The sequence below is a fragment of the Planococcus sp. YIM B11945 genome (genome assembly GCF_050864155.1).
In the GTDB taxonomy this organism is placed as follows: Bacteria; Bacillota; Bacilli; order Bacillales_A; family Planococcaceae; genus Planococcus.
Window position 1 is genome coordinate 540,776 of the sequence record NZ_JBOZWR010000004.1, and the last position, 25,746, is coordinate 566,521.

Consider the following 25,746-nt stretch of genomic DNA (forward strand, 5'->3'; position numbering starts at 1 on the left):
GCAGTATCCTTCTTCTGCATATAGAAAATGAAGTTAACTTCAGGTTTAAAGCCTCTCAAAAAGAAAGGCTTTAATAGAATTTATTAACTTATGGAAACACCCAATAAACCAGCGATATTTTCCCGGTAGTCCGGATAAAGGATTCCCCGCTCCGTAATAATTGCCGTGATCAAATGGTTTGGTGTGACATCAAAAGCCGGATTGTATACTTTGGTGTTCAACGGTGTTACCGGTGCCCCGTTAATATAGATGATTTCGTCCGGGTGCCGTTCTTCGATTAAGATGTTTTTTCCGTCTTCGATTGACAAATCAAACGTTGAGGCCGGGGCAGCAACATAAAACGGAATTTGATAAGCAGCAGCAAGCAACGCCAAATTCAATGTGCCGATTTTATTGGCTGTATCCCCGTTTGCCGCTATGCGATCTGCCCCCACAATGATTGCTTCCACGCCTTTGACTCCAATGGTATGGGCAGCCATGCTGTCAGTGATTAATGTGACATCCACACCAGACTGCTGGAGTTCCCAAACCGTCAGGCGTGCGCCTTGGAACACCGGCCGGGTTTCACAAGCAAACACTTCAAACTGTTTGCCTCGTTCGCTGCCTAAGTGAAACGGGGCCAACGCAGTTCCGTATTTCGCCGTTGCAATGGAACCGGCGTTGCAAATCGTCATGACTTTTGTCTGTTCTTCTAACAAAGACAATGCATATTCTCCAATGCGGCGGCATGATGCTTCGTCTTCTTTATGAATGCTGATAGCTTCTTTTATTAGCTGCACTTTCGCTTCTTCGACGCTTTTCGCCTGTTGAATAGCTAAAAGCAGACGGTCAAGCGCCCAGACAAGATTGACGGCAGTCGGCCGCGATTCACCCAGATAAGCAGCGTCATTTTTCACGAGCAGTTGAAACGTATTTAAGCTACCCGTTGCATGGTGCTGTGCTGCTTGCGCTAAACCATACGCGGCGGCAATTCCGATAGCTGGCGCCCCGCGTACTTTTAATGTGATAATGGCCTCGTAAACGTCCTCGATGGTTTCCAATTCCACATAGTCGATCAGGTGGGGCAGCTTTTGCTGGTCCAGTATCGTCAATTGCTGGTTTTCCCATTTGATGGATAATGGAATCGTCATTGGCTTTTCTCCTCAAGCAGTGCAAGAACTGCAGAAATTGATAAAAGTTCACTGCGCTGCAAAATCAACGCTTCGCCAATCCTCAATGTTTGTTTTTTTAACTCGATGCGCCGTTCAGCATCTTCAATGCCATCCAAATCTTTTACATGCGCCAACCCGATGGTGCGGCGGATCATCTCACAGCCTGCAAAACCAATGGCATCCCGGAATATTTTCTCCACTACGCACTCCTTATATCCTGCTGTATCTTTAAACGACTGGGCAGCTTGTTCATCCCAAAGCTCTGAAAAACGGTCCACAAACACCGTCCACGTCTGTTTGATATGGTTGAGGATTATGCTTCGCCCTTCACCTTCTCGCGTCACCGATTGAACCATTAAATTCGCCAAAAACAACCCGATATCAAAGCCAATCGGACCATAAAAAGCAAATTCGGGATCGATGACTTTCGTCTCCGTTTCACTGGCGAAAATGCTTCCCGTGTGAAGATCCCCGTGCAAAAGCGCTTCCGCTTCTGTCAAAAAGCTAGTCTTTAATTTTGCGGCTTCCAATTTAAGCGGCCCGTTGTTCCAGATCGCTTCCACTTCTCCTCGAATTTTCGGTTCGAAATCATTGGTCTCATGATCGAAGAAAGGATCGGTAAAAATGAGATCTTCTGTGATTTTGCACAGTTCCGGGTTGGAAAATTCAACGGCCAGCCGCTTTTTGTCAAAAGGGTGCAACGCGAAATCCGAAGTGTGAAACAACGTTTGCGCTAAATATATTCCGATGTCTTTGGCTAGATGTGGATAAGTTTCCCCTTGGATGAGCCCTTCTCGCACAATCGTCAAATGCGACAGATCTTCCATGACAGTGACCGCCAGTTCGTCGTTCGTTGCGTACACAACCGGCACTAATCCCGGCGCCAATTCGCCGTGTTTTGCAAGGGCGTTTGCTTCAATGGCTGCGCGTTTTAACGTCAGCGGCCAACTTTCGCCGACAACTTTGGCATAAGGCAATGCTTGCTTAATGATCAGCCCATTGCCGTTCTCGCTATCGGTAATTTTGAATACGTAATTTAAATTGCCGTCGCCGATTTCCCGGCTTGTTAGTTCGGCTCCTTCTGGAAAAAAGGTTAATTTTTGCGCCAATGCGATTGCGCTTGTATCGGTTAACGCTTTATATGAATTGGTTAATAAAGTGGTCATCGTCATCTCCCTTTCATGGACAAAATAAAAAGCCTCTTTCATAAGAAAGAGGCGCAGAATAAGAGATTCTTTACCTCTTATCTTTCAGAGAATGTCGTCTCTGATGGAATTAGCACCGTGCCTTGCGGGATTTTCATCCCGGCGCAAAAGCGCCCCGTCTCACAACGGTATTACGGTCGGTTGCTGGGCGTCATCGGGCCAATATCCCTCTGCCAGCTCTTGATAAGAGTATGCATTGCATGAATTTTTAGTGGTTATGGTTCGAATTGAATACTAGCACGATTCAAAATAGCGTGTCAACTTCTTTTTTTCTGTAAATAGCCAATTGACAGATTTCCCGATGCGTGGAATAATCGAACTACTTTGTTGCAAGCCAATTGAATATTTTCTTATTTAGAGCAGGTGGAGGGACAAGCCCTATGATGCCCGGCAACCGGTCCAACAGTGGACACGGTGCTAATTCTTGCAGCCAATCGGCTGAGAAATAAGAAGTTGTTAAGTTTTTAACCTCTTCTTATTTGAAGAGGTTTTTATTTTTTTGTAGGAGTGTGAAAGGGATGGGCGGAGCAATTGCTACGTATCAGCTTTATGGGCAAGCAGGATCGTTTGAGAAAAAAGCGGAAGGCATCGCATTAGGTCTCACGGTTGGATCTTGGACCGATTTGCCTTTGCTTGAACAGCAGCAGCTAAGACAACACAAAGGATCCGTCATTTCCGTGGCGGAGTTTGAAAATATCCGGCATCCAGAAAAGCCGGAACAAATGAAAGCCGAAGTGAAGATCGCGTACCCAAGCGCCAATTTTTCTCCAGATATTCCGGCTATTTTAACGACTGTTTTCGGCAAATTGTCGCTTGACGGTGAAGTGAAGCTGCTGGATTTGGAATTTGAGGAAGAGCTTCTCTCCCACTTTCCGGGTCCGCGATTTGGCATTAAAGGCATACGGGGCTTGCTTGGGGTTGAAGGGCGCCCGCTCGTGATGAGCATTTTCAAAGGCGTCATCGGCCGCGACCTCGAGTATTTGTCCACGCAGCTCCGCCAGCAAGCACTCGGCGGCGTCGACCTTGTCAAAGACGATGAAATTCTGTTTGAAAATCTATTGACGCCTTTTGAAAAAAGAATTGCCGCCGGAAAAGAAGTGCTTCGCCAAGTATACGAAGAGACCGGGCACCGCACGCTATACGCTGCCAATTTAACCGGGAGGACTTCCGGTTTGAGAGAAAAAGCCCAAAGAGCGCGCGAACTTGGCGCGGATGCTTTGTTATTTAATGTCCACGCATACGGGTTTGACGTATTGCAGGAGTTGGCCGAAGATGACAGCATCGGCTTGCCGCTTATGGCCCATCCTGCTTTTAGCGGCGCTTTTACTTCATCGCCTTTCTACGGAGTTGCCACACCGCTTGCTCTCGGCAAACTGACGCGTTATGCAGGCGCGGATTTTTCTTTGTTTCCCTCACCTTACGGCAGTGTCGCCTTGGAAAAGTCAGCCGCTTTGTCGCTAGGCCAGGAACTAACAAAAGACAGCAGCGTCAAACGGACATTTCCGGTGCCTTCAGCCGGCATCCATCCGGGTCTTGTGCCATTGCTACTTAACGATTACGGCATTGATAGCGTCATCAACGCAGGCGGCGGCGTCCACGGACATCCTGCAGGTGCTGCAGGCGGCGCGCTTGCTTTTAGGCAGGCCGTTGATGCGGTCTTGAACGGAATCGATTTAGCTGAAGCGGCAGAACACCATCCGGAATTAAAAATGGCACTTGAGTTATGGGGGTAACCACGTTGAAAAAACCAATTATTTTTTGTGATTTTGATGGCACCATCACCAATGGCGACAACATCCATGCCATTATGAGCCGATTTGCCTCAACTGAATGGAATGTCATCAAAGAAGAGATTTTAGATCAAAAACTCTCCATACGTGAGGGTATTGCAAAGATGTTCTCACTCCTGCCAGCCAGCGCAAAAGACGATATTACTTCATTTGTCATGAGCCAAGCGCAGATTCGTGAAGGCTTTGCCGACTTTGTTGCCTATACGAAAAAACACGACATCCCGCTTTACATTGTCAGCGGGGGCATCGACTTTTTCGTCCGCCCAATACTCGAGCCCTTTGGGCCATTCGCCGGAATTTATTGCAACGAAGCGGATTTTTCGGGAGATGCGATCCAGATCCATTATCCGCATGGATGTGACGCTACTTGCACGAGCCAAGGCTGCGGCTGCTGCAAGCCATCTGTCATCCGCACCTTGCAGGCAGAAGGAGCCACCAGCATTGTCATCGGGGACTCCATCTCCGATTTAGAAGCGGCTAAGTATGGAGATCTTGTCATTGCCCGGGATTTTCTCGTTGAAAAATGCCAGGAACTGAAAATCCCATATGAACCGTTTGAGACTTTCCATGACGTTACCGCTATTATCGATGCCAGGCTTGGTGCGAAGATATGACAGCGCTGGAAGAGAAATGGCTGGAACTTGCAGACATTAAAGATGAATTGGCCGTACGCGACTGGTTCATGGGAACGAGCGGAAATTTAGCGATTAAAGTCACCGATGCGCCCCTTGAGTTTTTGGTCACGGCAAGCGGAAAAGACAAAAAGAAACGAACCAAAGAAGACTTTCTTCTCGTCGATGCGTCTGGAAAACCGGCAGAAGAAACTCCTTTAAAGCCTTCAGCTGAAACACTTTTGCACTGCGCCGTCTATTCCGAAACAGCTGCCGGCTGCAGCCTTCACATCCACACGGTCGCAAATAACGTCATCTCGGAATTGTACGGAGACGATGGAAAAATCGATTTTCAAGGCCAAGAGCTTATCAAAGCATTTGATTTGTGGGAAGAAGACGCGCTGCTGTCGATTCCCATTATTCCGAATTACGCCGACATCCCCCGCCTTGCTGAAGAATTCCGGCAGCATTTAAATACAGACAAAGGGGCGGTCCTCATCCGCAACCACGGCATTACCGTATGGGGAAAGGATGGCTTTGAAGCTAAAAAGCTGCTCGAGGCGTGCGAATTTTTGTTTCAATACCAATTAATGCTCAATCAAATCTATTCAAAATAAGAGAGGAAGACTATTAGCCATGGCGATCATTAAAATTCAAGGAACAAACGAAACCATCGAAGCGCAAAACGAAGTAGCGGCATTTTTGGACAAGCAAGAAGTGATTTACGAACATTGGGACATCAATAAACTGCCTGAACCCCTTCGGGAAAAGTTTGACCTTAGCGATGAAGAAAAAGAGGAAATCTTACATGCGTTTAAAGCAGAAATTGGCGACATTTCTGAGCGCCGCGGCTACCAGGCAGCGGATATTATTTCCTTGTCGGACGCGAACCCTAAATTGGATGAGCTTTTGAAAAACTTCCAGCGCAAACACATCCACACAGATGACGAAGTGCGTTACATCGTCAGCGGCCACGGCGTTTTCATCATCCAAGGAAAAGACGAGCGCTTTTTTGAAGTCCACTTGTCTCCTGGCGATTTGATTTCGGTGCCGGAGAACATTACGCATTACTTCACATTGGCAGATGACCGCAAAGTCGTCGCTGTCCGCATATTTGTGACAACTGAAGGCTGGGTTCCGGTTTATCAGGAAGAAGCCGTACAAGGATCCTAACAACACAACACCCCCGGTATATTTTGGTACCGGGGGTGTTGTGTTGTAGCTGTTATTTAGTTTGTCCATTGCCTCTAATAACATATTTAGTGGAAGTCAGCGCAGGCAGCCCCATCGGCCCGCGTGCATGAAGCTTTTGCGTGCTGATGCCGATTTCAGCACCAAAACCGAATTCAAAGCCATCCGTAAAGCGAGTGGAGGCATTGTGGTAAACCGCTGCAGCGTCAACTTCCATAAAAAACTTGTCGACATTTTCCTGTGCTGATGAAACAATCGCCTCCGAATGCTTTGTCCCGTACTGATTAATGTGGGCAATTGCTTCATCTGTGTTTGCAACGATTTTTACCGCGACTTCCAAACCCAAATATTCCGTTCCCCAGTCTTCGATGCTCGCAGGCAGTACCGAACCGTCTTGCTCACATACCGCTGCGTCGCCGTATACTTGCACGCCTTTTTCCTTTAATGCCGCTAGCAATTTTGGGAGATGCGCAGTTGCCCAGCCTTTTTGAACAAGGATGCTCTCGCACGAATTGCAAACAGAAGGACGCTGTGTTTTAGCGTTAATCGCGATGTCAATGGCCATTTGCAAGTCTGCCGCTTCGTCGATATAAACATGGCAGTTTCCCGCCCCGGTTTCCAATACCGGCACGGTCGCATTTTTCACGACGGTTTGGATCAGCTTTGCACCACCACGGGGAATGAGCACGTCCAAGTAAGCGTTCAACTTGAACATTTCCGAGGCGGTCTCACGGCTCGTGTCTTCGATCAGCTGCACCGAATCGGCCGGCAACGCACTTTTTTCAAGCGCCTGGTGTATCACACTAACCAGCGCTTTGTTTGAATGGATGGCGGTGGAACTGCCTCGAAGCAAAACGGCATTCCCCGTTTTCAAGCAAAGGCTGGACGCGTCCACTGTAACATTTGGACGCGCTTCATAAATCATCCCTATCACGCCAAGCGGAACCCGCACCGTAGAAATGGCCAAGCCGTTCGGGCGTTCCCATTCTGCCAGCACTTCTCCAATCGGGTCAGCCAGTTCGGTCAATAAAATTAAGGCGTCAGCCATATCCTTTAAACGGTCTTTGTCCAGATTTAAACGGTCCAGCAACGAATCGCTCATGCCATTGGTTTTGCCAATGGCCAAATCTTTCTCGTTTTCAGCTAAAATAAATTCTTGTTGCGCCAGCAATTCCGCTGAGATGAATGCCAGTGCCTCATTTTTTTGGACGGTTGTCCGTTTTGCCAATATAGAAGCTGCCGCTTTTGCTTTTTGCGCCTTTTCAATCAGTTCATTCGCCTTTGCAATTTCAATTGTTCCGCTCATTTGTTTGCCCCTTTCCTCGTTATAGGGTTGGTGCATTTAGGATGGTGCATCCACCGCATATTCCTTACTCATAACCTGCGGAGAAACGCCAATATAGGTGCCATCGCCTTTTCCTGCAAGTACATCTGTTAATTTTGAATCGCCGCTTCCTGTGCCAATAAACACTTGGGTGCCTGCAATCAACGCCGTACGCGCTGCTTCTATCTTCGATTTCATGCCGCCTGTCCCAACCAATGACCCTTCCGCTGAAGTCGCCTTAACCAATTCATCCGAGATATCCGACAGAAAGTCATATTTTTTCGCTTGAGAATTTGTTCGTGGGTTTTGCCCGTATATTCCGTTAATGTCAGTGAGGATAATCAAAAAGTTTGCGTTTAGGAGTCCGCTTACTAATGCCGATAGCATATCGTTGTCGCCAAAGGTCAACTCTTCTATGGAAACCGAATCGTTTTCATTGATAATCGGCACAACGTCCCGTTTCAATAATTCACATAACGTCGCCTTGGCATTCGAGGATTGGTCTTCACATAAGATGTTTTGTTTTGTCAAAAGCAATTGAGCTGCAACAATGCCATGTTTTTTAAATTTTTCCGTATAGCCTTGCAAAAGCAAACCTTGCCCAACGGCCGCTGCCGCTTGTTTTCCTGCAATGGTTGCTGGCCGTGACAGATAGCCGAGGTCTGTTAAACCTGCCGCAACCGCTCCCGAGGAAATCAAAATCACTTCATGGCCTGCTTGCTTAAGGTGTGCAAGTGCATCCACATGTTCCCGCAATTTCTTCACACAAAGCCCGCCTTCTTCGTTGATCAGCGAGCTGCTTCCTATCTTCACGACGACTCTGCATTTGTCCACGTACCGGTCACCACCCAATTTTTATCACTAACCCAGCCAAATCCCCAACAAATTATTGTATTATTATGCAACATCCAGGTTTTTTAGTCAAATGAAATTAGATAGATTTACGACTTTTAGCCCCATTACGATTTCTCCTTTTAATTGCACATAGAAAACCTGCATATTTATTCACTTCTTTATTCTTTTCATTTCTTCGGCTGACTCAAAATGGCTTGTGTTTTAACTGCAGCGGTTTTGAAGTTCAGTTCGGCCTCTCCTCCTGTTTTCGAAACATATCTTATACTCAACCGTTGAACCGACAGTTAAACGGGAAAAAAGAATGTTGTCTAAAGAATCATTCAAATTTTAGTTTTATACTAACAAGAATATTCTGTATAATTAAAAGCAATAAGGGGGCGCAAATATGCTAACTATCAATCGCGGAAGTGTGCAAGGATACAAAGAAATGGACGTTCCTTTTTTGCGGCTAAGCAAGGAAGAAAACGCAAAAGGTTTGGCGGTTTTATTGCCCGGAGCCGGCTACACAACGACCGCGCCGCTCTTCCATTTTGCAACGGAGGTTTTTTTGAAGCGTTCTTTTGATGTATTGGAAGTGAATTATCAATATAAAAACGAAGCATACGACGATTTTTCAATGGAGGAACTGAGCGAGGCCGTCAAACAAGACGTCAAAACGGTGATGGATTTAGTGCTGACTGACAGTTCTTATGAAACCTTTTATGTCGTCGGCAAATCTCTTGGCACGATTGCCATGTGCACCGAGTTGACACGCCCTGAATTGAAACGGGCGAAAGCAATTTGGCTGACTCCGTTAATCCACCGTGAAGATGTCTTTAACGCCATGGCCAGAAGCCCGCATACCGGCTTGTCTTTTATCGGCGATAAGGATCCCGTCTATGACGAATTCCGCTATACGCAGCTGGAATTCAACCCGAATATTGATTTTAAGCTCATCGCCGGCGTCAACCACAGCATGGAATTCAGTGACAACCCCGTTGGATCGATTGAGGTGCTGAAAGAAATCATCAGTGACATTGAAAAATTTTGACGGTTTAACCCGTGTCATCCGTTACCCAAAAAAGGAGTGGCTCACTTTGGACCGAAACTATTACAATACATTTATTGAAGTAGCAGCAGATTGCCCTGCGTCCAGCGCTTCCGTGCCGCCGGTAAATAAAAAAGGAAAAACAAAAGCAGCTATTGAATATGAACTTTTATCGGCCCATCCTTACGCCTTCACCCAGGAAGATTTACTTTTTGAGGTCCATGCCCGCCACAAAGGAATTCCCGAAGAAGAGTTAATCGGCCAGCGGACCGCTTTTTTCCAAAAGCCTCAACCGTGCTTCCGCTCCTCCATGCTTCCGAAAAAATACGGATGGGGCATTCATTTTAATGAAGCTGGAAAAGCGGCGATGGTGGCGATGGACTCTCCGGGATATGAGAAATTTTTAAACGGCGAAGCCAGTGGCGTAAAACGGGTAAAAGCTATGAGAAACAAACGCGAACAAACGGATGCAAAAAAAAGATGATCAAGCAGACTGCAGCGGCAGTGGCGGTTCATCTTTTTTTTGCACAAGTCCATAGCAGGATTTCCCTTCCCGCTATTGAATGGGGAACAAACAAGTTCGAGCACACTATAGAACGGAGGCAACAGGTGATGGACTCGATTGAAATCGGCCGAAAGCGGCTTGCTAGGCAACGGATAGAAGGAGCGAAATTTGAGCGTGCAGAACAGGTAGTCGAATGGATGGGGGCTATGCAAGCACAAGCTTTTCCGCAAGCGTTATGGGCCGTTGCTAAACGAATGCAAAACGGAACGCAAGAAGACGTGGAGCAAGCCTTATCCGAAGGGAAAATTGTCCGTACTTGGCCCATGCGGGGGACGCTCCATTTTGTTGCACCGGAAGACGCCAAATGGCTGCTCCGCCTTTCTGCTCCTCGCGTCATCGCTTCGAGCAAAGGGCGCCTAAAGCAGCTGGAATTAGACATAGAACTATTAGATCGCTGCATCGGCCTTTTTCACCAGGAACTTGCCGGCGGAAAGCACTTATCGCGGGCGGCTATGATGGACGTTTTAGAACAAAACGGCGTCCTTACTGCCAATCAACGCGGTTATCATATTTTATGGCACGCGGCCCAAACCGGCCAAATTTGTTTGGGCCCGGTCCAAGCTAAACAGCAAACTTTCGTTTTGTTGGATGAGTGGGTGCCTAATGCCCGAAACTTAACCCGGGAAGAATCCCTTCATGAGCTGGCAATGCGCTATTTCCACAGCCATGGCCCGGCGACCGTCCACGATTTTGCCTGGTGGATGGGCTCCACCGTAAAAGATGCCAAGATGGCGCTGGCATTTGCAAAAAGCAACTTGGCTTTGGACACATTCGCCGGCACCGAATATTGGTCAGGTGCGGATTCCGGTGGTTTTTCTGGAGATGCACCTTCTTTCCACTTGCTTCCCGCTTTTGATGAGTTTTTGCTGGGTTATAAAGACCGCTCTGCGGTATTGCCCGAAAAACATACGCAGCAAGTCGTACCAGGCAAAAACGGCATTTTTCTGCCGTTTGTTGCGGAGAACGGCCAAGTGGTCGGCACATGGAAAAAAAGCGTCGGCAAAAAGAAGGTCGAACTTGCCGTTTCCCCTTTTTCCCTTCGCTCGAACTTAGTGGAAAACCTGAAAAAAGAAGCAGAAGCGATTGGCCGTTTTCATCAGTTGCCCGTCGCGATTTCTTTTCAATAAAAAAAGCTGGCTCCATAAAAGGGCCAGCACTCACTTCTATTACACTCTTAACGTCCGCTTCAAGAATTCTCTTGTGCGTTCTTGCACTGGGTTATTGAAGATTTGCTCCGGCGGGCCTTCTTCCACAATAACGCCTTTGTCCATAAAGACAACACGGTCTGCCACTTCTTTAGCAAATTCCATTTCGTGGGTCACAATCAACATGGTGAGACCGCTTTGGGCGAGGTCTTTCATGACTTTCAGCACTTCTCCGACCATTTCAGGATCGAGAGCCGATGTCGGTTCATCAAACAACATAACGTCCGGCTCCATGGAAAGCGCCCGGGCAATGGCCACGCGCTGCTTTTGTCCGCCTGACAGCTGGCGGGCTTTGGCATTGACGTATTGATCCATGCCGACCACTTTCAAGTAGTTCATGGCTACTTTTTGGGCTTCTTCTTTTTTGCGTTTCAGCACTTTCACTTGCCCGACTGTGCAGTTGTTCAACACATCGTGGTTATTGAACAAATTAAATTGCTGGAAAACCATTCCCAGCCTTGTGCGGTAAGCATGAATGTCGTGGCGGTCATCCAAAATGTTTTCGCCGTTGTAAATGATTTGTCCGCCGCTTGGCTTTTCCAACAAGTTGATGCAGCGAAGAAGAGTCGATTTTCCGGATCCTGAAGAGCCGATGACACACACCACTTCTCCTTTGTGCACCGAAAAGTCGATGTCTTTCAATACTTCATGCGTTCCAAAGGATTTGCTTAAATGTTGAATCTCAATTACTTTTTCCATAAGGTCTCCTCTTCCGTTCTCTGAATTTCTATCTTCAGTTTTTGATTTTATGCTCCGTGTCTTCCGGTTTCGCCACTTGCATCGGCAAACCGCCAATCATGCTGTAATTTTCGGGGCCATCCATTCTTCTTTCCAATTTGCGCAATAAAAGCGTGATCGCAAAGGTCATGATGAAATACAGCACACAGGCAACGAAGAATGACTCAAAATAGCGGAAGTTGTTTCCTGATACAGTTCTCGTTTGAAAGAATAATTCCGTCACTCCAATGACGCTCAATACGGCCGTATCTTTGATGTTGATGACAAATTGGTTGCCGGTTGCAGGCAAAATGTTGCGCACCACTTGCGGCAGGACGACATGCATCATCGTCTGAAAATGATTCATGCCGATTGCTTGGGCGGATTCGAATTGCCCTTTGTCGACGGAGACAATTCCGCCTCGGACGATTTCCGACATATACGCACCCGTATTGATGGAAACGATGAAAATCGCTGCAGTGAAAACGTCCATATCGATGCCGAACGCTAAAGCAGAGCCATAGAAAATGACCATGGCTTGCACCATCATCGGCGTTCCGCGGAAAAATTCAATATATGCGGAAAGTAAAAAATTAACGATTTTCAAAAAGAATTTTTTGATGCCACGCTCCGGCATCGGAATGGTATGGATCACTCCGATTAATAACCCAATCACCGCACCAATTATCGTGCCAATGATGGAAATCAAAAGCGTCATACCGGCACCCCGTAAAAACATTGGCCAGTTTTCTGTAATGATGTTGACGATCCATTCGTAACTCATGGTTTTCCTCCTAATTAAAACTTCAATTCCTATATAAGTTGAACTAATGATTGCCACTTATCGATATTTTGCAAAACAGCTCCGCTTACCGTCGGCTCGCGCTGAAGCAATAAGCGTCCGAAGCGACTTATAAAAAGCACTTTATTTAGGTCAACTTACAGAAGTGCTTACTTCAACTCCCGCCAATTCGGGAAAAGATAAAGCCGACTGCATCGCGATGCAGCCGGCACCATCTAAGCGCTATTGCGCAGCTGGTTGGTTCTTGATAGCAGTATCCATAATTTCCTGGCGCTCTTCTTCTGGAATAGACGTTAGCGTTTCGTTAATCTGTTTTGTCAATTCACTGCCTTTTTTAATCCCTACAGCAATAGCGGTATCTTCTTCCGACGTTTGGAAGCCTTCTGTAAATTCAACCATTGCATAATTTTCATTTGCTGCAGAAGCGCTGACCGCTTCTGGGCGTTCAGATACATAGCCATCAATCATTCCTGATTCAAGGGCTACCCGCATCGCCGGGAAACTTTCCATAGCGGTTTGTTTAGAAACTCCTTCAATTTGATCAATTACTGAATAATGGAACGTGTTCAATTGAGCGGTAACTTTTGCTCCTTTAAAGTCAGCAAGAGTTGTTGCCCCTTCGTATTTCCCGCCCTTCTTCACTACCATGACCAAGTCTGACGTATAGTAATGGTCTGAGAAATCGATGGTTTCTTTACGTTCTGCCGTCGGCGACATCCCAGCAACAATGGCATCAATTTTTCCAGAAGCCAGAGCCGGCACAAGGCCGTCCCATTCCGTTTTAACAATTACTAATTCCTTGCCCATATCTTCTGCAATCCGTTTTGCGATTTCCACGTCGTAGCCGCCTGCATATTCTGCGTTGCCATCGAGTTTAACGGCGCCGTTGGAATCATCCGCTTGCGTCCAGTTAAACGGCGGATAGCCTGCTTCCATTCCGACTGTAAACGTGTCTTTGTCTCCGCCTGAAGAGCCGGATCCTTCAGAGCCTCCTGAACCGCAGCCTGCCAACAGCAGCATGGCAGCTAGAAATACAATTGAAAATAACGATAATTTTTTCTTCATGTTCTTTTCCCCCTTCAATTTTCCGTGTTTATGCAAACAAAAAAGGCAACTTGCATAAAAAACGGCCTGAGATGAACTCAAGCCGAACTATGTATAGTTGCCTTAATCCTCTTCCGTCCCAAGTGGAGATAGCACATCTTACCGGCCCGGGATGGCCAATAAGATAGTCCTGCAGTTCTTAACTGCAGACCCAGCAAATAATACAGAGAAATATTATAAACTTCGGCGGTAGTTCCTTCTCCTAAGCATCACTGCTTCTCAAACTCTTCTTAGGACTGTTAACGACCGCGCCTCTACCTCACTTGTAAATAGTGAGGTTAATTCGTTATTTAATTATGTACCATAGTTTACAGTACTGTATTTCACATTGTCAACCAGCTCTGTACTTTTCAAAACATTTTCGATTGAAAAAGAGGATTCTTGCTTTGTTTTTCTCCTTTTACTGGAAAAAGCATGCGCCATCCGATGAAAACAGCGGCCATTAAGAGGACCAAGTAGAAGTAGATTCCATATGTGTAGCCGATGGCAATCCAATGGGCCAGTGCAAGCCCGCCGGTTATAATATTCAGTAACATCAATGTCCCCATTCCCGATTCCTGTGCAAACTCAAACGACTTTGAAAACGGAAACTCTTCGTCATTGATCATTTTGTAGGTAATAAGCGTCTGAACCACTCCCGCCAACAAAACGACTGCTAAATCGACTAAAACAGAAGCACCGAAAATCCACAAAAACGCGGCACTGACCACCAGCAATACAGGCAAATAAAGCTTTGCCAAAAATGCTTTCAAGGCACCGCTGTAGGCAAGGGACACTTGAGGAATGGGCGCTGCTTTGAATAACCAGCTGCCTTTATAGTTCCCTGAAAACTTGAGCATATGAATCACGTGCGGAATCATCAAATTGCAGAAGTAAATATAAAAAAACAAGTTTTCCGAAACCACATCCAGTCCGGTCTCTCCGCTGCCGCCATTGATCAGGAAGATAAACGGAAAGACGAGCGAAATGCCCAAAGTCGGATATACTTTTAACTTGAATTCCCTTTCCTGCTTCATCATCAAAGCGGAAAAAAGGAAAAACAAACGCTCTTCTTTGTTCGGGCACATGAATTTCCCCAACACTTCATCAAAGATGTTGACGCGTTTTTTTCGTTTCCGTGTATCGCTCAATAATTTCTCCAGATTCCGTTCAAAAGCTGGCATCATTCGAACGTATGCCAATATGGACAAAAGTGGAACAAGAATTGCCAACAAAGACAGCAGCAAAATCGGTCTACTCGCATTCCTGTTAAGCAGCCATTCAAACGGGGCCGCGAACCAAATCGGCGGCATGAACAGATGCCACCAGCTGAAAGCGTAGGCGAAATCCAGATCAATCAGGTCAAATGTGCGCGCCAGCAATTGATAGCCAAGAAAAACACCGACCGACAACCCAATCTGGACGTAATTAATAACGTCCTTTAATCGCTCGCCATCGAAAAACCGCAAAACGAACACATACAGCAAAGAAGTCAATACAATAACAAACAGCATAACAAAAATCAATTCGAACAAAAGAATCAAAGCAAAGACCATTCCTTGCTTTAGAAGCCCGGCTAGCAATGGAAGAGCCGAGAAAGCGCCCGTTACAAACACCATATAAATCAGAATGTGGACGATTTTCGCCGCGCTGATGGTTTTGGCATCGATCGGTTTCGTCTGCAGAATGTTTTTGTCCCGCATATCTAAGAGCACGGAAGAAAAATCAGAAATCATCGACGTCAGCAAGATGAAAAAAATCATGCCGAAGACAATGCTCATTTGAAAAATGTAATTGCCCCCGATTAAAATGAACGGCAAAAGAATTAGCCCGTATAATCCATATATCCACAACGACTTTAAAAATTGGTTGCCGTCTTTTTTAACTTTGCCTTCGTTAAAAATCGTCGGCACTCTTCGTTCATCCATCGTCAATTTGATTTGCAGAATTTTTTCCAGGGCCACGTAATCGATGCCCATGGCTGCAATCCCCTTTTTAAATACCGAAAGCACTTGAAGAGATCGGAATTCACGCATCGGCCGGCTCCTTTTGAACAATTGAAACAAATTGTTCTGCCCGTTTGTGATGGTCGGTGAAGCCCGTCAATTGATTGAAAATCTCCGACAACGAACCTTCCGTGCTCATATGCTGCAGTTCTTTAAACGTGCCATTCGCTATAACTTCCCCATTGACGAGCAACACGATGCGGTTGCTGATTTTTTCCACGAGGTCCATGATATGCGACGAATAGAATATGGTTTTGCCTTGGGCAGCCAGCTGGACCAATATTTCTTGGATGACCATCATGCTGTTGGCATCGAGCCCGCTTAACGGTTCATCCCAAAACAGCAAATCCGGATCGTGGAGGAGGCTTGAGATGATCAACACTTTTTGCTTCATGCCTTTTGAAAAAGAAGAAAGCCGCGAGTGAAAATTGGCTTCAAGGTCAAACTCTCTCACGAGCCTCAATGCCTTAGCTTCTGCGATTTGACGGTCCATGCCATACAATTCACCTGTGAAAACCAAATACTCGCTGGCCGTCAAATTATCGTACAGTTCGGCATTCTCGGGGACATAACCGATTCTTTTTTTATACGAAGCATCTCCAGACGCAATGTTCTCTCCGAAAATTTCTACGTCTCCTTGGTAATCATCAATCAAGCCGAGCATGATTTTTACCGTGGTGCTTTTGCCCGCGCCATTCGGTCCGATATAGCCGATGATCTGCCCCGGCGCTACTTCCAAGTTCACACCATTCAACACGCGTTTGCCGCCGTAGTGCATCGTCACGTTTTTTAAAGACAAAATCCGTCCAACCATTTTGCCACCTCACTTAGTAATAGTGTAATAATTCTAACACTTCATGAAGTCGAATTGGGATTATTCCCCTTTTTTATTTTTAAGCTAGGATCATATATAAAAAAGCCGGCCTCATTTAGATGGGCCAGCTTCTCTTTAAACTTCGGTGAAACTAAAACTGAACGTTAAACTGCAGCGCTTCAGCTTGTTTTTGGTCTTTCTCATCAAAGACATCGCTCGTTGTAATGCTTAAGGAATCGATATCCGCATTCTCCACAATATACCCAATGTTGCCTTTTTTCGTTTTGCCCGGCGCAATTTCACCGTTCAACTCTTCCAAATAGATGTCATCTTCCCATAGCTTTGTTTCGCCTCCACTCGTTTCTAGCAAGGCGAGCGGGGCAAAATAAAGCGGCTCATCGGAAGTGTTTTTGATTTCTACAAATAGTTTTGCCACATCAAATTCCATGTCGTGCGTATAGGAATGGTAGAAATCAATTAAGCTATACTCGGGTTTGTATTGAAAAATTTTCGCTTCCCGAACCGTTAGCTCAATCGAACCAATCGTGTACGTTTCACCGACGGGCGCAAACGCCTTTAGCTTCGCTTCGCCTTTGTTGTCCCGCATGGTTTGTCCCGGCTCTTGAATCCAGCGGTCATCGGCTACTTGCGGATTCTTTGTGTACTCTTCGTAATAATCAGGCACATCTGCTGCTTTTATCGTTTGAGCCGATGCCGAAGATTCGCTTTGGGCTGAACAGCCGGCCAACAATAGCATTGCAGCCAAACAGAAAACCAACATTTTTTTCATTGCAGTACCTCCTGGCGGTAAAGTTAATTGTCTTTAATCTTCACGTTGGCCTTCAGCAAATCAAAAATGATTTTGGCGTGGTCGGTGTTGTCCATCTGTCCGGCAAACTTTTGGCTTGATGGTCCGTACGCATAAACCGGAACGTCTTCCCCGGTATGGCCGCCGGTTGTCCAGCCAGTGTAAGAACGCTTGTTGATGATGTTCTCGATGGCATTGTCGATTGCTGTGTAGTCTTTAGCTTCCGCTGCTTTTTTCACGGACTGAAGTTCCTCTTTCGCAAGTTCCAAATCCAGGTATTTAGCCAGTGTTTTTTCAACGGTTTCCCCATCGATGATTTGCTGGGCCATAAAGTCAGGCGTGCGTTTTGCAGCTTTGATCGGATCGGTGAACCAGTTGTAAATGCCGTCGGCGCCGATCGAGAATCCGCCAGTGGAGTGGTCAGCTGTAGCAACGACCAAAGTATTTTTGTCTTTTTTCGCGAAATCGATAGCGGCTTTATACGCTTTTTCAAAATCCTCCATTTCGCTCATCGCCCCGACAATATCGTTGTCGTGTCCCGCCCAGTCCACTTGGCTTCCTTCGACCATTAAGAAGAATCCGTCTTTGTCCTGTTTCAGCCGCTCAATCGCTGATTTTGTCATTTCTTCCAGAGACGGCGTATTGCGGTCGCGGTCAATCATTTTTGGCATGCCCGCTGGCGCAAACAGGCCGAGGACTTGGCCGTCTTTATTGTTGAGAAGCTCTTTGCGGTTTGTGACATAGCTATAGCCATCTTTTTTGAACTCTTTCGTTAAGTTGCGGTCTTTGCGGACGAACAAATCCGTTCCGCCTCCTAAAAGAACATCTACTTTATGCTTCCCTCTGATCAATTCATCAAAATAATCGTCAGCAATAGCATTCATATTTTTTCGGGCAATGTCGTGCGCGCCGAATGAGGCCGGAGTGGCGTGCGTAATTTCAGAAGTGGCGACAAGCCCGGTTGCTTTCCCTTTTTCTTTTGCCGCTTCGAGTACGGTCTTCACTTCCCGTTCGTCGTTATCAACGGCAATCGCGTTATTGTACGTTTTGACTCCAGCTGCCATGGCCGTTGCAGCAGATGCCGAATCGGTAATATTCTGCGCCGGGTCTTCCGGGTAGGTCATTTGCTGGCCCACTAAATAAGGATCGAATGCCGTTTCTTCAACGAACTTTGTTGACGGATCATCTTTCATGGAACGATGAGCAGATGTATAAGATGGGCCCATGCCATCGCCAATTAAGAAAATGACGTTTTTTACTTTGTCCTGATTATGCCCTTTTGCTTCTGCACTTGGCACAGTCATTCCAGCAACAGCAATAACGGATGCTAGCGCAATTGGAACCAGCTTTCTCTTCAAACCTTTTCCAGTCATTTTTTCGCCTCCTAAAGTGTTCTTACAGCCATCAGTATAGATAGTGATTGTAAAGCTGGAATGAAGAAAGAATAAGAATTTTGTAAAGTTGTATTTTTTTAGCTTTTATTCATTTTAAAAAACAGATTCTGCAAATTAAAAAGGCGTTGTTCTCTTATTCAGAGACAACACCTTTCGTTTTGTTTTGCTTATTCGGCTTTAGGCCGCACTGCCTGCTTTGCCAATAAAATATAGCTCACTAACGCGATTAAACACATTGAAAAGATGGTCAGTCCCATCGGCACAGCCGTTTCTTCGCCTGCAATTCCGACAAGCGGCGCCGTGATGGCTCCTAAAACAAACGGCAAGAGCCCGAGTAAAGCAGAGGCGCTGCCCGCCACATGACTTTGCGTTTCCATTGCCAAAGTGAACGAAGATGTACCGACCACACCAATGGATGTCACGAAAAAGAAAATTGGAATGACGACTGCCCATAACGGGCCATCGAGCATGACAACTGCCAGCAACAAGGCACCGGCGACGGTAGCTACATACAACGCCGCTTCCAGAAATTGTTTTTCGGAATAGATATGCGTAAACCGGCCAACGGAATAACTTCCGATAATCAAGCCGATTCCGTTCATGCCAAACAACAAGCTAAAAACTTGGGGCGAAACGCCGTAAATGTTTTGGTAAATAAACGGAGTTCCAGCGACATAGGCAAACACGCCGCCGATCAAAAAGCCTTGGGCTAACGCATAGCCCGTAAACTGGCGGTCTTTTAAAATAGAGGCGAAGTTGCCGAATGTCGATTTCCAATTGCTTGGAACGCGCTTTTCGGGAGGAAGGCTTTCCGCCATCCGAAACGCTGTAATCAAAAGAAGGATAAGGCCCAATACCGATAAAACAAGGAAAATTCCTTTCCAATTCGCGAAAATCAATACCCCGCTTCCAACTGAAGGTGCAAGCAAGGGAACCAAGTTGTTTACGACCATCAACAACGCAAACAAGCGCGTTAATTCAGCACCACTGCTGACATCTCGCACTATTGCCCGGGAAATAACCAGACCGGCCGATGCCGCAAACCCTTGGGCAAACCGCATCGCGATAAAGACTCCGATATTCGGTGCAAACATACATGCCGCTGAAGCAATGACGTAAATAATAAGAGATACTATCAACGGTTTGCGGCGCCCTTGCATATCGCTTAAGGTTCCGGCGACTAACTGCCCAACGGACAGACCCAATAAACAAGCCGTCAAACTGAGCTGGACCGATGAAGCATTTGTTTTAAACACTTCAGCAAGACTCGGAAAGGCTGGCAGATACATATCGATGGTAAAAGGAATAAGGGAGGTAAGCGCTCCTAACAATAGGATAAAACGCGCTCTTTTGAAGCCAGTGAGGTGTTCCATTTGTTCAACAACCTTTCTTCTATGCAGGATCTCTCGATGAGGAGGGCTGATTCGAAAACAGCTGTTGTCTAGGGTATCACAAAATAAAAATTTGTTCCGCTCTAAAGGCTTTCTTTGATTTCTTTTTTTAATTTGATCATAAAAAAGCCTTCATCCTGAAAAATGAAGGCTTTTCTGCTTTAGTGTTAAAGCACAAGCTGCACTATTTTTCTTGCCGGTTTAAAAACTCTCTTATTTTATTCGCAAATGCCTCGGGATCTTCGGTTCCAGGCGTATGCGAACAATTTTCAAATACGTGGAATTCAGAACCGGGCATCAGGCTTGCATAATACTCGGTTGTTTCAGGCGTGGCTTCATCAAAGCGGCCGCACGTAAACAAACTTGGAAGGTCAATTTCCGCCAACCTTTCCGTTGCGTCAAAGTCCTGCAATGTCCCCGTCACTGTAAATTCAGATGCGCCCCACATGTGGTTGTAAATTTGTTGGTTCATTATAGCGAATTCTTCCACCATATCTTCCGGCCACGGATCTAGCCGGCAGACGTGGCGTTTATAAAAAGCGAACATGGCATCTTGGTATTCGGACGCTTCAGTCGTCTGTTCCCGTTCATGGCGCTCGACGATTTCTTGCATGTCTTTCGGAAATTGCTTCAAATAGTTCCGCTGATCCTGTTCCCACGTCCGGGAATTGAGTGCAGGACCGGAAAAAATTATGCTTCGCACTCCTTCGGGCTTTTCGAAAAGGTAGCTTGAAGCGAGCATTGTCCCCCAAGAATGGCCGAGGATATGGACTTCATCCAGCCCTAATGCTTTCCGTACTTGACCAAGTTCTTCGACCGAGCGCTCCACCGTCCATAACGCAAGATCTGTCGGCCGATCGGATTTTCCACAGCCTAATTGGTCATACTGGATGACTGGCCGTTCGTTTCCGAGCCGGCGGAGTGGATCTTTTTCATTGCTCATTCCGCCTGGACCGCCGTGTAAGACAAGCAACGGAACCCCAGGACCGTCTCCCGTTTTGCGGTACCAAACTTTTCCCCCTGTTACTGGAATAAACCCTTCCGTTACATGCTCCATTCTCTTATCCCCTTTTTCGTATTGGCTGCTTTAACGCACCACTTCCACAAAATGATTCAGAATTCTGGCCGTTAGCCCCCAAATCACTTTGTCTTCATAAATGTAAAAATATTCATCGAGTTTTCTCGTTCGCCAATTGTAGTTTTCTCCCCCGACAATCAAGTCGTAAGGAAAACTTTCTTCCGGCTGCACATCAAAATTGATGCGGTAGATTTTTGGCTTGGTTTCAAGAAAATACGCAAGTGGAACCGTGAAAATGCTGTCCACTTCCGGAGGATTCGGGTTAAATTCGACGGCGGAATCAATCACACCCGTGAACGAATAAATCATCATTCCAAAAGGCGACACAATATAATCAAGCGGAAAAACGTCTGAGATATCTGCTTGGCTGATTCCTAGTTCTTCGATTGTTTCCCTTAATGCCGTATCTTTTTCCGTTTTGTCCTGACGATCAATTCTTCCTCCTGGAAAACAAATCTCTCCCGGTTGGCTTCGCAATTCATAGGACCGCACTTCAAACAGAACGTGAAGTTCTCCCTCTTTTTCAATAAGGGGCAACAAAACGGCAAATTTTGAAAACTCCTCATTGCCCAAAACAGAGGGTGTGCGATTTTTGATTTTATTCATAATTGTTTTAGGTTCCATAGCGTCACCTTACGTCAGCTTTCTTCTTTTTTTTACACATGTATGGCACTTTCCAAAGTATTTCGGGCTTCTTTTTCTTGGATCCTTTTAAGTATACCGAACATTCGTCAAAATATTCACTTTTTATTTCCGAACTGTTGCAGAAGGCCCTGAACTCAATACTCCAGGGCAAAGCCGTCTTTTAAGAACCGGACACTTTCTTATTTTATCGCCTCGTAGATGCGCATAGGCGGTATGTTGCGGAAAAAGAATTGATCATGGGCACGCGGAAAATAATCTTCCAAGTAATTCATCAAGTGTGTATCTTTTTGGAAAAACGTTTGATATGGCAAAAATTTCCCGCCTTTTTTGATTGCGTGGCTCGTCCGTTTGACAATCGTCTCACGGGTTTCTTCATCCAGCAGTGAAAATGGGATGCCGGAAATTACGTAATCGACTTTTTCTACTCCATACTGCTTGATAATTCCTAAAATATTTTCAGCGCTGTCATGATGAACTTTTAAACGCGGGTCTTTTACGTTTTTGTCCAAATACTCCACAAAATTGGCGTTCAACTCGATGGCAATGATCAATGAGTCTTTCGTGATGCGCTTGAGCAAATAATTGGTGAAAACGCCTGTTGCAGGCCCATATTCTACGATCACCACTTTTTTGCTCAAATCCATTTTGCTGCACACTTCTCGGACCCCCATTTTTGAAGTTGGGGTAATTGAGGCGATGTTCGGGTCTTTTATCAAATTCTTCACATATTCTTTTGTACTCATGTACTTTGCCCCTTTTCATCATCAGTTTCGTGAAAATCAACATCAAAGTATGTCTTCATGAAAGTATGTGAATCTTTGCAGCCTCTATGGATCTTTTACTTGTTCTTTTTTGTTTTGCTATACCCCTACATCGGGCGCTATAATCAGCAAATAATATTTAACTGCTGAAAATAATGGCCACTTCCGCAAGTATTTCAGGAGCAAAAAGCGAATGCAGAAGTTGATAGCCCATATAAAGGGCCACTCCCCAAACGATGCAGGCAGATATGCGATTCAAATGATTCAAAAAACGACCAGAACGGTCCAGCTTCCCGACCTTTCTTCCGGCAACCGCTAAACTGAAAAACCAGATCCATGAGACTGCGATGCAGGCAAATGTGAACAGCCACTTTGCAGAATCTGTGTAAACCAGCGAACTCGTGCCGATCACTCCGACCGTATCCATGATGGCATGCGGATTCAGCAGGGAAACTGACGCAGCAAAAGCGATTTGCCGCTTTGCCGAAAACTTGGTTGGCTGCTTGTCCGATGCAGCGGCTGTGCTTTTCCACATTGCCCATCCCATATAAGCGAGGAAAAAGAAGCCCACTCCAAACAACAAGTTCTTCAGCCAATCAAAACTAAACACCAGAAGGGAAACCCCGGCAACAGCCGAATAAATCAAAACAGTATCGCATACTCCAGCCGTTATGACCGCTGGCAGTGCCTGTGTAAATTTTTTCTGAATCGCTCCTTGGTTGAAGAGAAAAACATTTTGGACGCCTAAAGGCAAAATCAGCCCAAAAGCTAAAACAATTCCGTGAAGCAACGGTTCCACTCAGCGCCCTCCTTCTTTTTTTATTTAGTTTAACGAAGGATCAAGCATCTGTCTCTAGTTACCTCAGCATTCCGAAAACTTTTTCTTTTAAGCAAGAAAATCTCCGATTAATCATGAAACAACTCCCAGAGCAAAGGATAAAATGCTTGTTTTACAAGCTGGATTTTGCCCAAATTATTTATGTTGACTTTTATAAAAAGCGGAGTAGAATAACGTTCAGAAGCTAACTGCATATCTCGGCCTAATCCCTTTTCAGGGAACGGAGGAACCAATCTATTGGGGCTAATTCTGCGTGTTTGCAGGAAGAATGAGAGCAACTCTTTCGCCATTCTGCCCGTCAGCTAACTTCGTCGGCTAAAGCGAAGGAGGTCTAAAGACCACCTTTATTCAAGGTGTTTTTTTGTTGCGTATTTCGCATGCAAAAAAACAGCCCGAAAAAAAGCGGGTCTTTTTCTTGTGCTTAATTTTATGCAGTTTGCCTATCCTTTATAGAGAGCTGGGATGCGAGTCAAGAGGTTAAAGTAGATTTGGGGGAAGGAAATTCTTCAGCATAATGGCTATATCGCGTTAGATAATTACAATTATTATTAATCAAACTGGATGGTGTACACGATGGTATCTGCAATCAAACGATTTTTAATCGGACGGCCTTTAAAATCGACAATGTTAGGTGAACAAAAGCTTAACAAAACGAAAGCTTTGGCCATCCTTTCTTCCGACGCGCTTTCTTCTGTGGCGTACGGACCGGAGCAAATGTTACTAGTCTTAATCACGGTCAGCAGTGTCGCATTCTGGTACTCTCTGCCGATCGCTCTTTGTGTATTGGTGCTGTTAACGGCGCTAATCTTATCATACCGGCAAATCATTTTCGCTTATCCGCAAGGCGGCGGAGCGTATGTCGTATCCAAAGAAAATCTCGGCATGAATCCCGGCTTGATCGCTGGCGGATCATTGCTGGTGGATTATATTTTAACCGTGGCCGTGAGTGTAAGCGCCGGGACAGATGCCATGACGTCTGCTTTTCCCGAGCTGCATGAACACAATATTGCCATTGCCATCACTTTTGTGGTTTTTATCACTCTTCTGAATTTAAGAGGAGTGACCGAATCGGCTTCCGTTTTGGCGTATCCGGTTTATTTATTTGTTTTCGCTTTGTTCATCTTGATCGTTGCCGGCTTTTACCGGATTGCGACTGGCGCAGTATCTCCCGACTTGCACGCATCCATTGGAACGCCGGTTGCCGGCATCAGTTTGTTTCTCTTGCTTCGTGCCTTTGCCTCTGGAAGTTCCGCTTTGACCGGAGTCGAAGCAATTTCCAATGCCATTCCGAACTTTAAAGCGCCGGCTCCTGTCAATGCCGCCAAAACCTTGACCATTATGGGCGGGCTGTTGGCCGCATTATTTTCCGGCATTGTGTTCATGGCGTATTATTACGGCATCACCCCGAACGCGGAAGTGACCGTGGTTTCACAAATTGCTGAAGAAACTTTCGGACGGAACGCCATGTATTTTTTCATTCAAGGCACAACCGCTTTGATTTTGATCTTGGCAGCTAATACCGGCTATTCCGCATTTCCGTTGCTTGCAGTCAATTTAGCGACCGATAAATTCATTCCGCGGATGTTTATGGCACGTGGCGACCGGTTGGGCTACTCGAACGGCATCATTATTCTTGGGCTTGCTTCCATTATTCTCATTGTGTTGTTTGGGGGACATACCGAACAGCTGATTCCGCTTTATGCGGTCGGCGTTTTTATTCCGTTTACACTGTCCCAAAGCGGCATGATGGTCAAATGGCTCCGTGAAAAGCCAAAAGGATGGCAAACCAAGTTTGCGATCAACACAACCGGTGCGTTGATCAGTTTGTTGGTCACGTTGATTTTCTTTCTTACAAAGTTTGCCCAAGTCTGGCCGGTTTTGGTGTTCTTGCCGTTCATCATTTTCGTTTTCCACCGAATTCACAGCCATTACAAAGCGGTTGCCGATCAATTGCGGATTTCCAAGGCAACGGCGATTCCTGTGGAAGGAAATGTCATGATTATTCCGGTCGCCGGCATCACCCAAGTGGTCGAAACTTCGATCAATTACGCGCGCTCGCTTTCCGTCGATCAAATCATCGCGGTATATGTGACGTTTGACCGCGAAGATGAAAAACGCTTTGAAGAAAAATGGAAAGTGTGGCATCCCGATGTCCGGCTCGTCACGCTGTATTCGCCTTACCGAAGCATTCTTCACCCGCTGATGAAGTTTATCGGTACGGTGGAACACAAAGCAACCGAACTGCATTACCGGGTGACGGTGGTCATCCCGCAATTCATCCCTAAAAAAGGATGGCACAACATTCTTCACAACCAATCCGGTACGTTGATCCGGACTATTTTGCTTTACCGCCGCAATTTAATCGTCGTGACAGTGCCTTACCATTTGAAAAAATAAAAAAGGAGAGGGAGCTGTCCCATAACTAAAAAAGATAAAACCGGCAAAGAAAAGGATTGCTTTTCTTTGCCGGTTTTTAAGCTTGCTG

24 protein-coding genes and 4 riboswitches are annotated in these 25,746 nt (G+C 45.9%); of the genes, 8 read left to right on the forward strand and 16 right to left on the reverse strand.

The window, feature by feature from the left end; all coding sequences use genetic code 11:
• Positions 1-83: 83 nt before the first annotated feature.
• Together mtnA and mtnK are read right to left on the reverse strand one after the other, a co-directional pair.
• Positions 84-1,130 (reverse strand): S-methyl-5-thioribose-1-phosphate isomerase, encoded by a 1,047-nt coding sequence (gene mtnA / locus ACRRQV_RS10625; protein ID WP_432530535.1) that lies wholly within the window; start codon positions 1,128-1,130, stop codon positions 84-86.
• Positions 1,127-2,317 carry an S-methyl-5-thioribose kinase gene (gene mtnK, locus ACRRQV_RS10630; RefSeq protein WP_432530807.1) on the reverse strand — a complete coding sequence of 397 codons (1,191 nt, stop codon included), beginning with the start codon at positions 2,315-2,317 and terminating at the stop codon, positions 1,127-1,129. The genes mtnA and mtnK overlap by 4 nt, the downstream gene beginning before the upstream one ends.
• 74 nt (positions 2,318-2,391) lie before the next feature.
• A riboswitch (SAM riboswitch) is annotated at positions 2,392-2,546 on the reverse strand.
• A gap of 157 nt (positions 2,547-2,703) precedes the next feature.
• Positions 2,704-2,808: riboswitch (SAM riboswitch) on the forward strand.
• Positions 2,809-2,874: 66 nt separating this feature from the next.
• Between mtnK and mtnW the strand changes: the two genes are divergently transcribed.
• The 4 genes from mtnW to ACRRQV_RS10650 are packed head-to-tail and all read left to right on the forward strand — an operon-like array spanning position 2,875 to position 5,930.
• A complete protein-coding gene (gene mtnW, locus ACRRQV_RS10635) occupies positions 2,875-4,089 on the forward strand; it encodes a 2,3-diketo-5-methylthiopentyl-1-phosphate enolase (RefSeq protein ID WP_432530537.1) in 1,215 nt (404 codons plus the stop codon).
• Positions 4,090-4,094: 5 nt separating this feature from the next.
• A complete protein-coding gene (locus ACRRQV_RS10640) occupies positions 4,095-4,760 on the forward strand; it encodes a 2-hydroxy-3-keto-5-methylthiopentenyl-1-phosphate phosphatase (protein ID WP_432530539.1) in 666 nt (221 codons plus the stop codon).
• Positions 4,757-5,374 (forward strand): methylthioribulose 1-phosphate dehydratase, encoded by a 618-nt coding sequence (locus tag ACRRQV_RS10645; protein WP_432530541.1) that lies wholly within the window; start codon positions 4,757-4,759, stop codon positions 5,372-5,374. The genes ACRRQV_RS10640 and ACRRQV_RS10645 overlap by 4 nt, the downstream gene beginning before the upstream one ends.
• A gap of 19 nt (positions 5,375-5,393) precedes the next feature.
• Complete coding sequence (locus ACRRQV_RS10650) at positions 5,394-5,930, forward strand: 1,2-dihydroxy-3-keto-5-methylthiopentene dioxygenase (RefSeq protein WP_432530543.1); 537 nt, start codon at positions 5,394-5,396, stop codon at positions 5,928-5,930.
• 52 nt (positions 5,931-5,982) lie between these two features.
• Here ACRRQV_RS10650 and ACRRQV_RS10655 read toward each other — a convergent pair whose 3' ends face one another.
• The gene (locus ACRRQV_RS10655) at positions 5,983-7,254 is read right to left on the reverse strand and encodes a glutamate-5-semialdehyde dehydrogenase (protein WP_432530545.1); all 1,272 of its coding nucleotides are present in this window, start codon (positions 7,252-7,254) and stop codon (positions 5,983-5,985) included.
• Between the two features lie 36 nt (positions 7,255-7,290).
• On the reverse strand, positions 7,291-8,106 hold the full coding sequence (proB, locus tag ACRRQV_RS10660; protein WP_432530547.1) for a glutamate 5-kinase: 816 nt from the start codon (positions 8,104-8,106) through the stop codon (positions 7,291-7,293).
• A gap of 406 nt (positions 8,107-8,512) precedes the next feature.
• Between proB and ACRRQV_RS10665 the strand changes: the two genes are divergently transcribed.
• The 3 genes from ACRRQV_RS10665 to ACRRQV_RS10675 all read left to right on the forward strand — a co-directional run bounded on the left by ACRRQV_RS10665 (position 8,513) and on the right by ACRRQV_RS10675 (position 10,846).
• On the forward strand, positions 8,513-9,157 hold the full coding sequence (locus ACRRQV_RS10665) for an alpha/beta hydrolase (RefSeq protein WP_432530549.1): 645 nt from the start codon (positions 8,513-8,515) through the stop codon (positions 9,155-9,157).
• Positions 9,138-9,638 carry a DUF6157 family protein gene (locus ACRRQV_RS10670; protein WP_432530551.1) on the forward strand — a complete coding sequence of 167 codons (501 nt, stop codon included), beginning with the start codon at positions 9,138-9,140 and terminating at the stop codon, positions 9,636-9,638. Before ACRRQV_RS10665 ends, ACRRQV_RS10670 begins: the two co-directional genes overlap by 20 nt.
• Before the next feature lie 128 nt (positions 9,639-9,766).
• A complete protein-coding gene (locus ACRRQV_RS10675) occupies positions 9,767-10,846 on the forward strand; it encodes a winged helix DNA-binding domain-containing protein (protein WP_432530553.1) in 1,080 nt (359 codons plus the stop codon).
• A gap of 39 nt (positions 10,847-10,885) precedes the next feature.
• Here the strand turns inward: ACRRQV_RS10675 and ACRRQV_RS10680 are convergent, their stop codons facing one another.
• The 12 genes from ACRRQV_RS10680 to ACRRQV_RS10735 form a co-directional block, all read right to left on the reverse strand.
• On the reverse strand, positions 10,886-11,623 hold the full coding sequence (locus ACRRQV_RS10680) for an amino acid ABC transporter ATP-binding protein (RefSeq protein ID WP_432530555.1): 738 nt from the start codon (positions 11,621-11,623) through the stop codon (positions 10,886-10,888).
• 34 nt (positions 11,624-11,657) lie between these two features.
• Positions 11,658-12,425 carry an amino acid ABC transporter permease gene (locus tag ACRRQV_RS10685; RefSeq protein ID WP_432530557.1) on the reverse strand — a complete coding sequence of 256 codons (768 nt, stop codon included), beginning with the start codon at positions 12,423-12,425 and terminating at the stop codon, positions 11,658-11,660.
• A 240-nt stretch (positions 12,426-12,665) separates the two neighbouring features.
• Positions 12,666-13,508, reverse strand: coding sequence for a transporter substrate-binding domain-containing protein (locus tag ACRRQV_RS10690; RefSeq protein ID WP_432530559.1), 843 nt, complete (start codon positions 13,506-13,508; stop codon positions 12,666-12,668).
• 121 nt (positions 13,509-13,629) lie between these two features.
• Positions 13,630-13,812, reverse strand: a riboswitch (Lysine riboswitch).
• Between the two features lie 85 nt (positions 13,813-13,897).
• A complete protein-coding gene (locus ACRRQV_RS10695) occupies positions 13,898-15,562 on the reverse strand; it encodes a hypothetical protein (RefSeq protein ID WP_432530561.1) in 1,665 nt (554 codons plus the stop codon).
• Entirely contained in the window at positions 15,555-16,346 is a 792-nt protein-coding gene (locus tag ACRRQV_RS10700; protein ID WP_432530563.1) for an ABC transporter ATP-binding protein, read from the reverse strand. The genes ACRRQV_RS10695 and ACRRQV_RS10700 overlap by 8 nt, the downstream gene beginning before the upstream one ends.
• 151 nt (positions 16,347-16,497) lie before the next feature.
• Positions 16,498-17,136, reverse strand: a complete 639-nt coding sequence (locus ACRRQV_RS10705; protein WP_432530565.1) for a DUF4352 domain-containing protein — start codon at positions 17,134-17,136, stop codon at positions 16,498-16,500.
• Positions 17,137-17,159: 23 nt separating this feature from the next.
• Entirely contained in the window at positions 17,160-18,527 is a 1,368-nt protein-coding gene (locus ACRRQV_RS10710) for an alkaline phosphatase (RefSeq protein WP_432530567.1), read from the reverse strand.
• A gap of 188 nt (positions 18,528-18,715) precedes the next feature.
• Positions 18,716-19,921, reverse strand: a complete 1,206-nt coding sequence (locus ACRRQV_RS10715; RefSeq protein ID WP_432530569.1) for a multidrug effflux MFS transporter — start codon at positions 19,919-19,921, stop codon at positions 18,716-18,718.
• A gap of 202 nt (positions 19,922-20,123) precedes the next feature.
• Positions 20,124-20,996 carry a proline iminopeptidase-family hydrolase gene (locus tag ACRRQV_RS10720; protein ID WP_432530571.1) on the reverse strand — a complete coding sequence of 291 codons (873 nt, stop codon included), beginning with the start codon at positions 20,994-20,996 and terminating at the stop codon, positions 20,124-20,126.
• 30 nt (positions 20,997-21,026) lie between these two features.
• The gene (locus tag ACRRQV_RS10725; RefSeq protein WP_432530573.1) at positions 21,027-21,641 is read right to left on the reverse strand and encodes an NUDIX hydrolase; all 615 of its coding nucleotides are present in this window, start codon (positions 21,639-21,641) and stop codon (positions 21,027-21,029) included.
• Between the two features lie 200 nt (positions 21,642-21,841).
• Positions 21,842-22,405: a class I SAM-dependent methyltransferase gene (locus tag ACRRQV_RS10730; RefSeq protein WP_432530575.1), complete on the reverse strand. Its 564-nt coding sequence runs from the start codon at positions 22,403-22,405 to the stop codon at positions 21,842-21,844.
• A gap of 157 nt (positions 22,406-22,562) precedes the next feature.
• Entirely contained in the window at positions 22,563-23,222 is a 660-nt protein-coding gene (locus ACRRQV_RS10735) for a LysE/ArgO family amino acid transporter (RefSeq protein ID WP_432530578.1), read from the reverse strand.
• Positions 23,223-23,450: 228 nt separating this feature from the next.
• Positions 23,451-23,593, forward strand: a riboswitch (cyclic di-AMP (ydaO/yuaA leader).
• A 292-nt stretch (positions 23,594-23,885) separates the two neighbouring features.
• On the opposite strand from ACRRQV_RS10735, the gene ACRRQV_RS10740 reads away from it, so the two are divergent.
• Positions 23,886-25,658 (forward strand): APC family permease, encoded by a 1,773-nt coding sequence (locus ACRRQV_RS10740; RefSeq protein ID WP_432530809.1) that lies wholly within the window; start codon positions 23,886-23,888, stop codon positions 25,656-25,658.
• Positions 25,659-25,746: the final 88 nt, after the last annotated feature.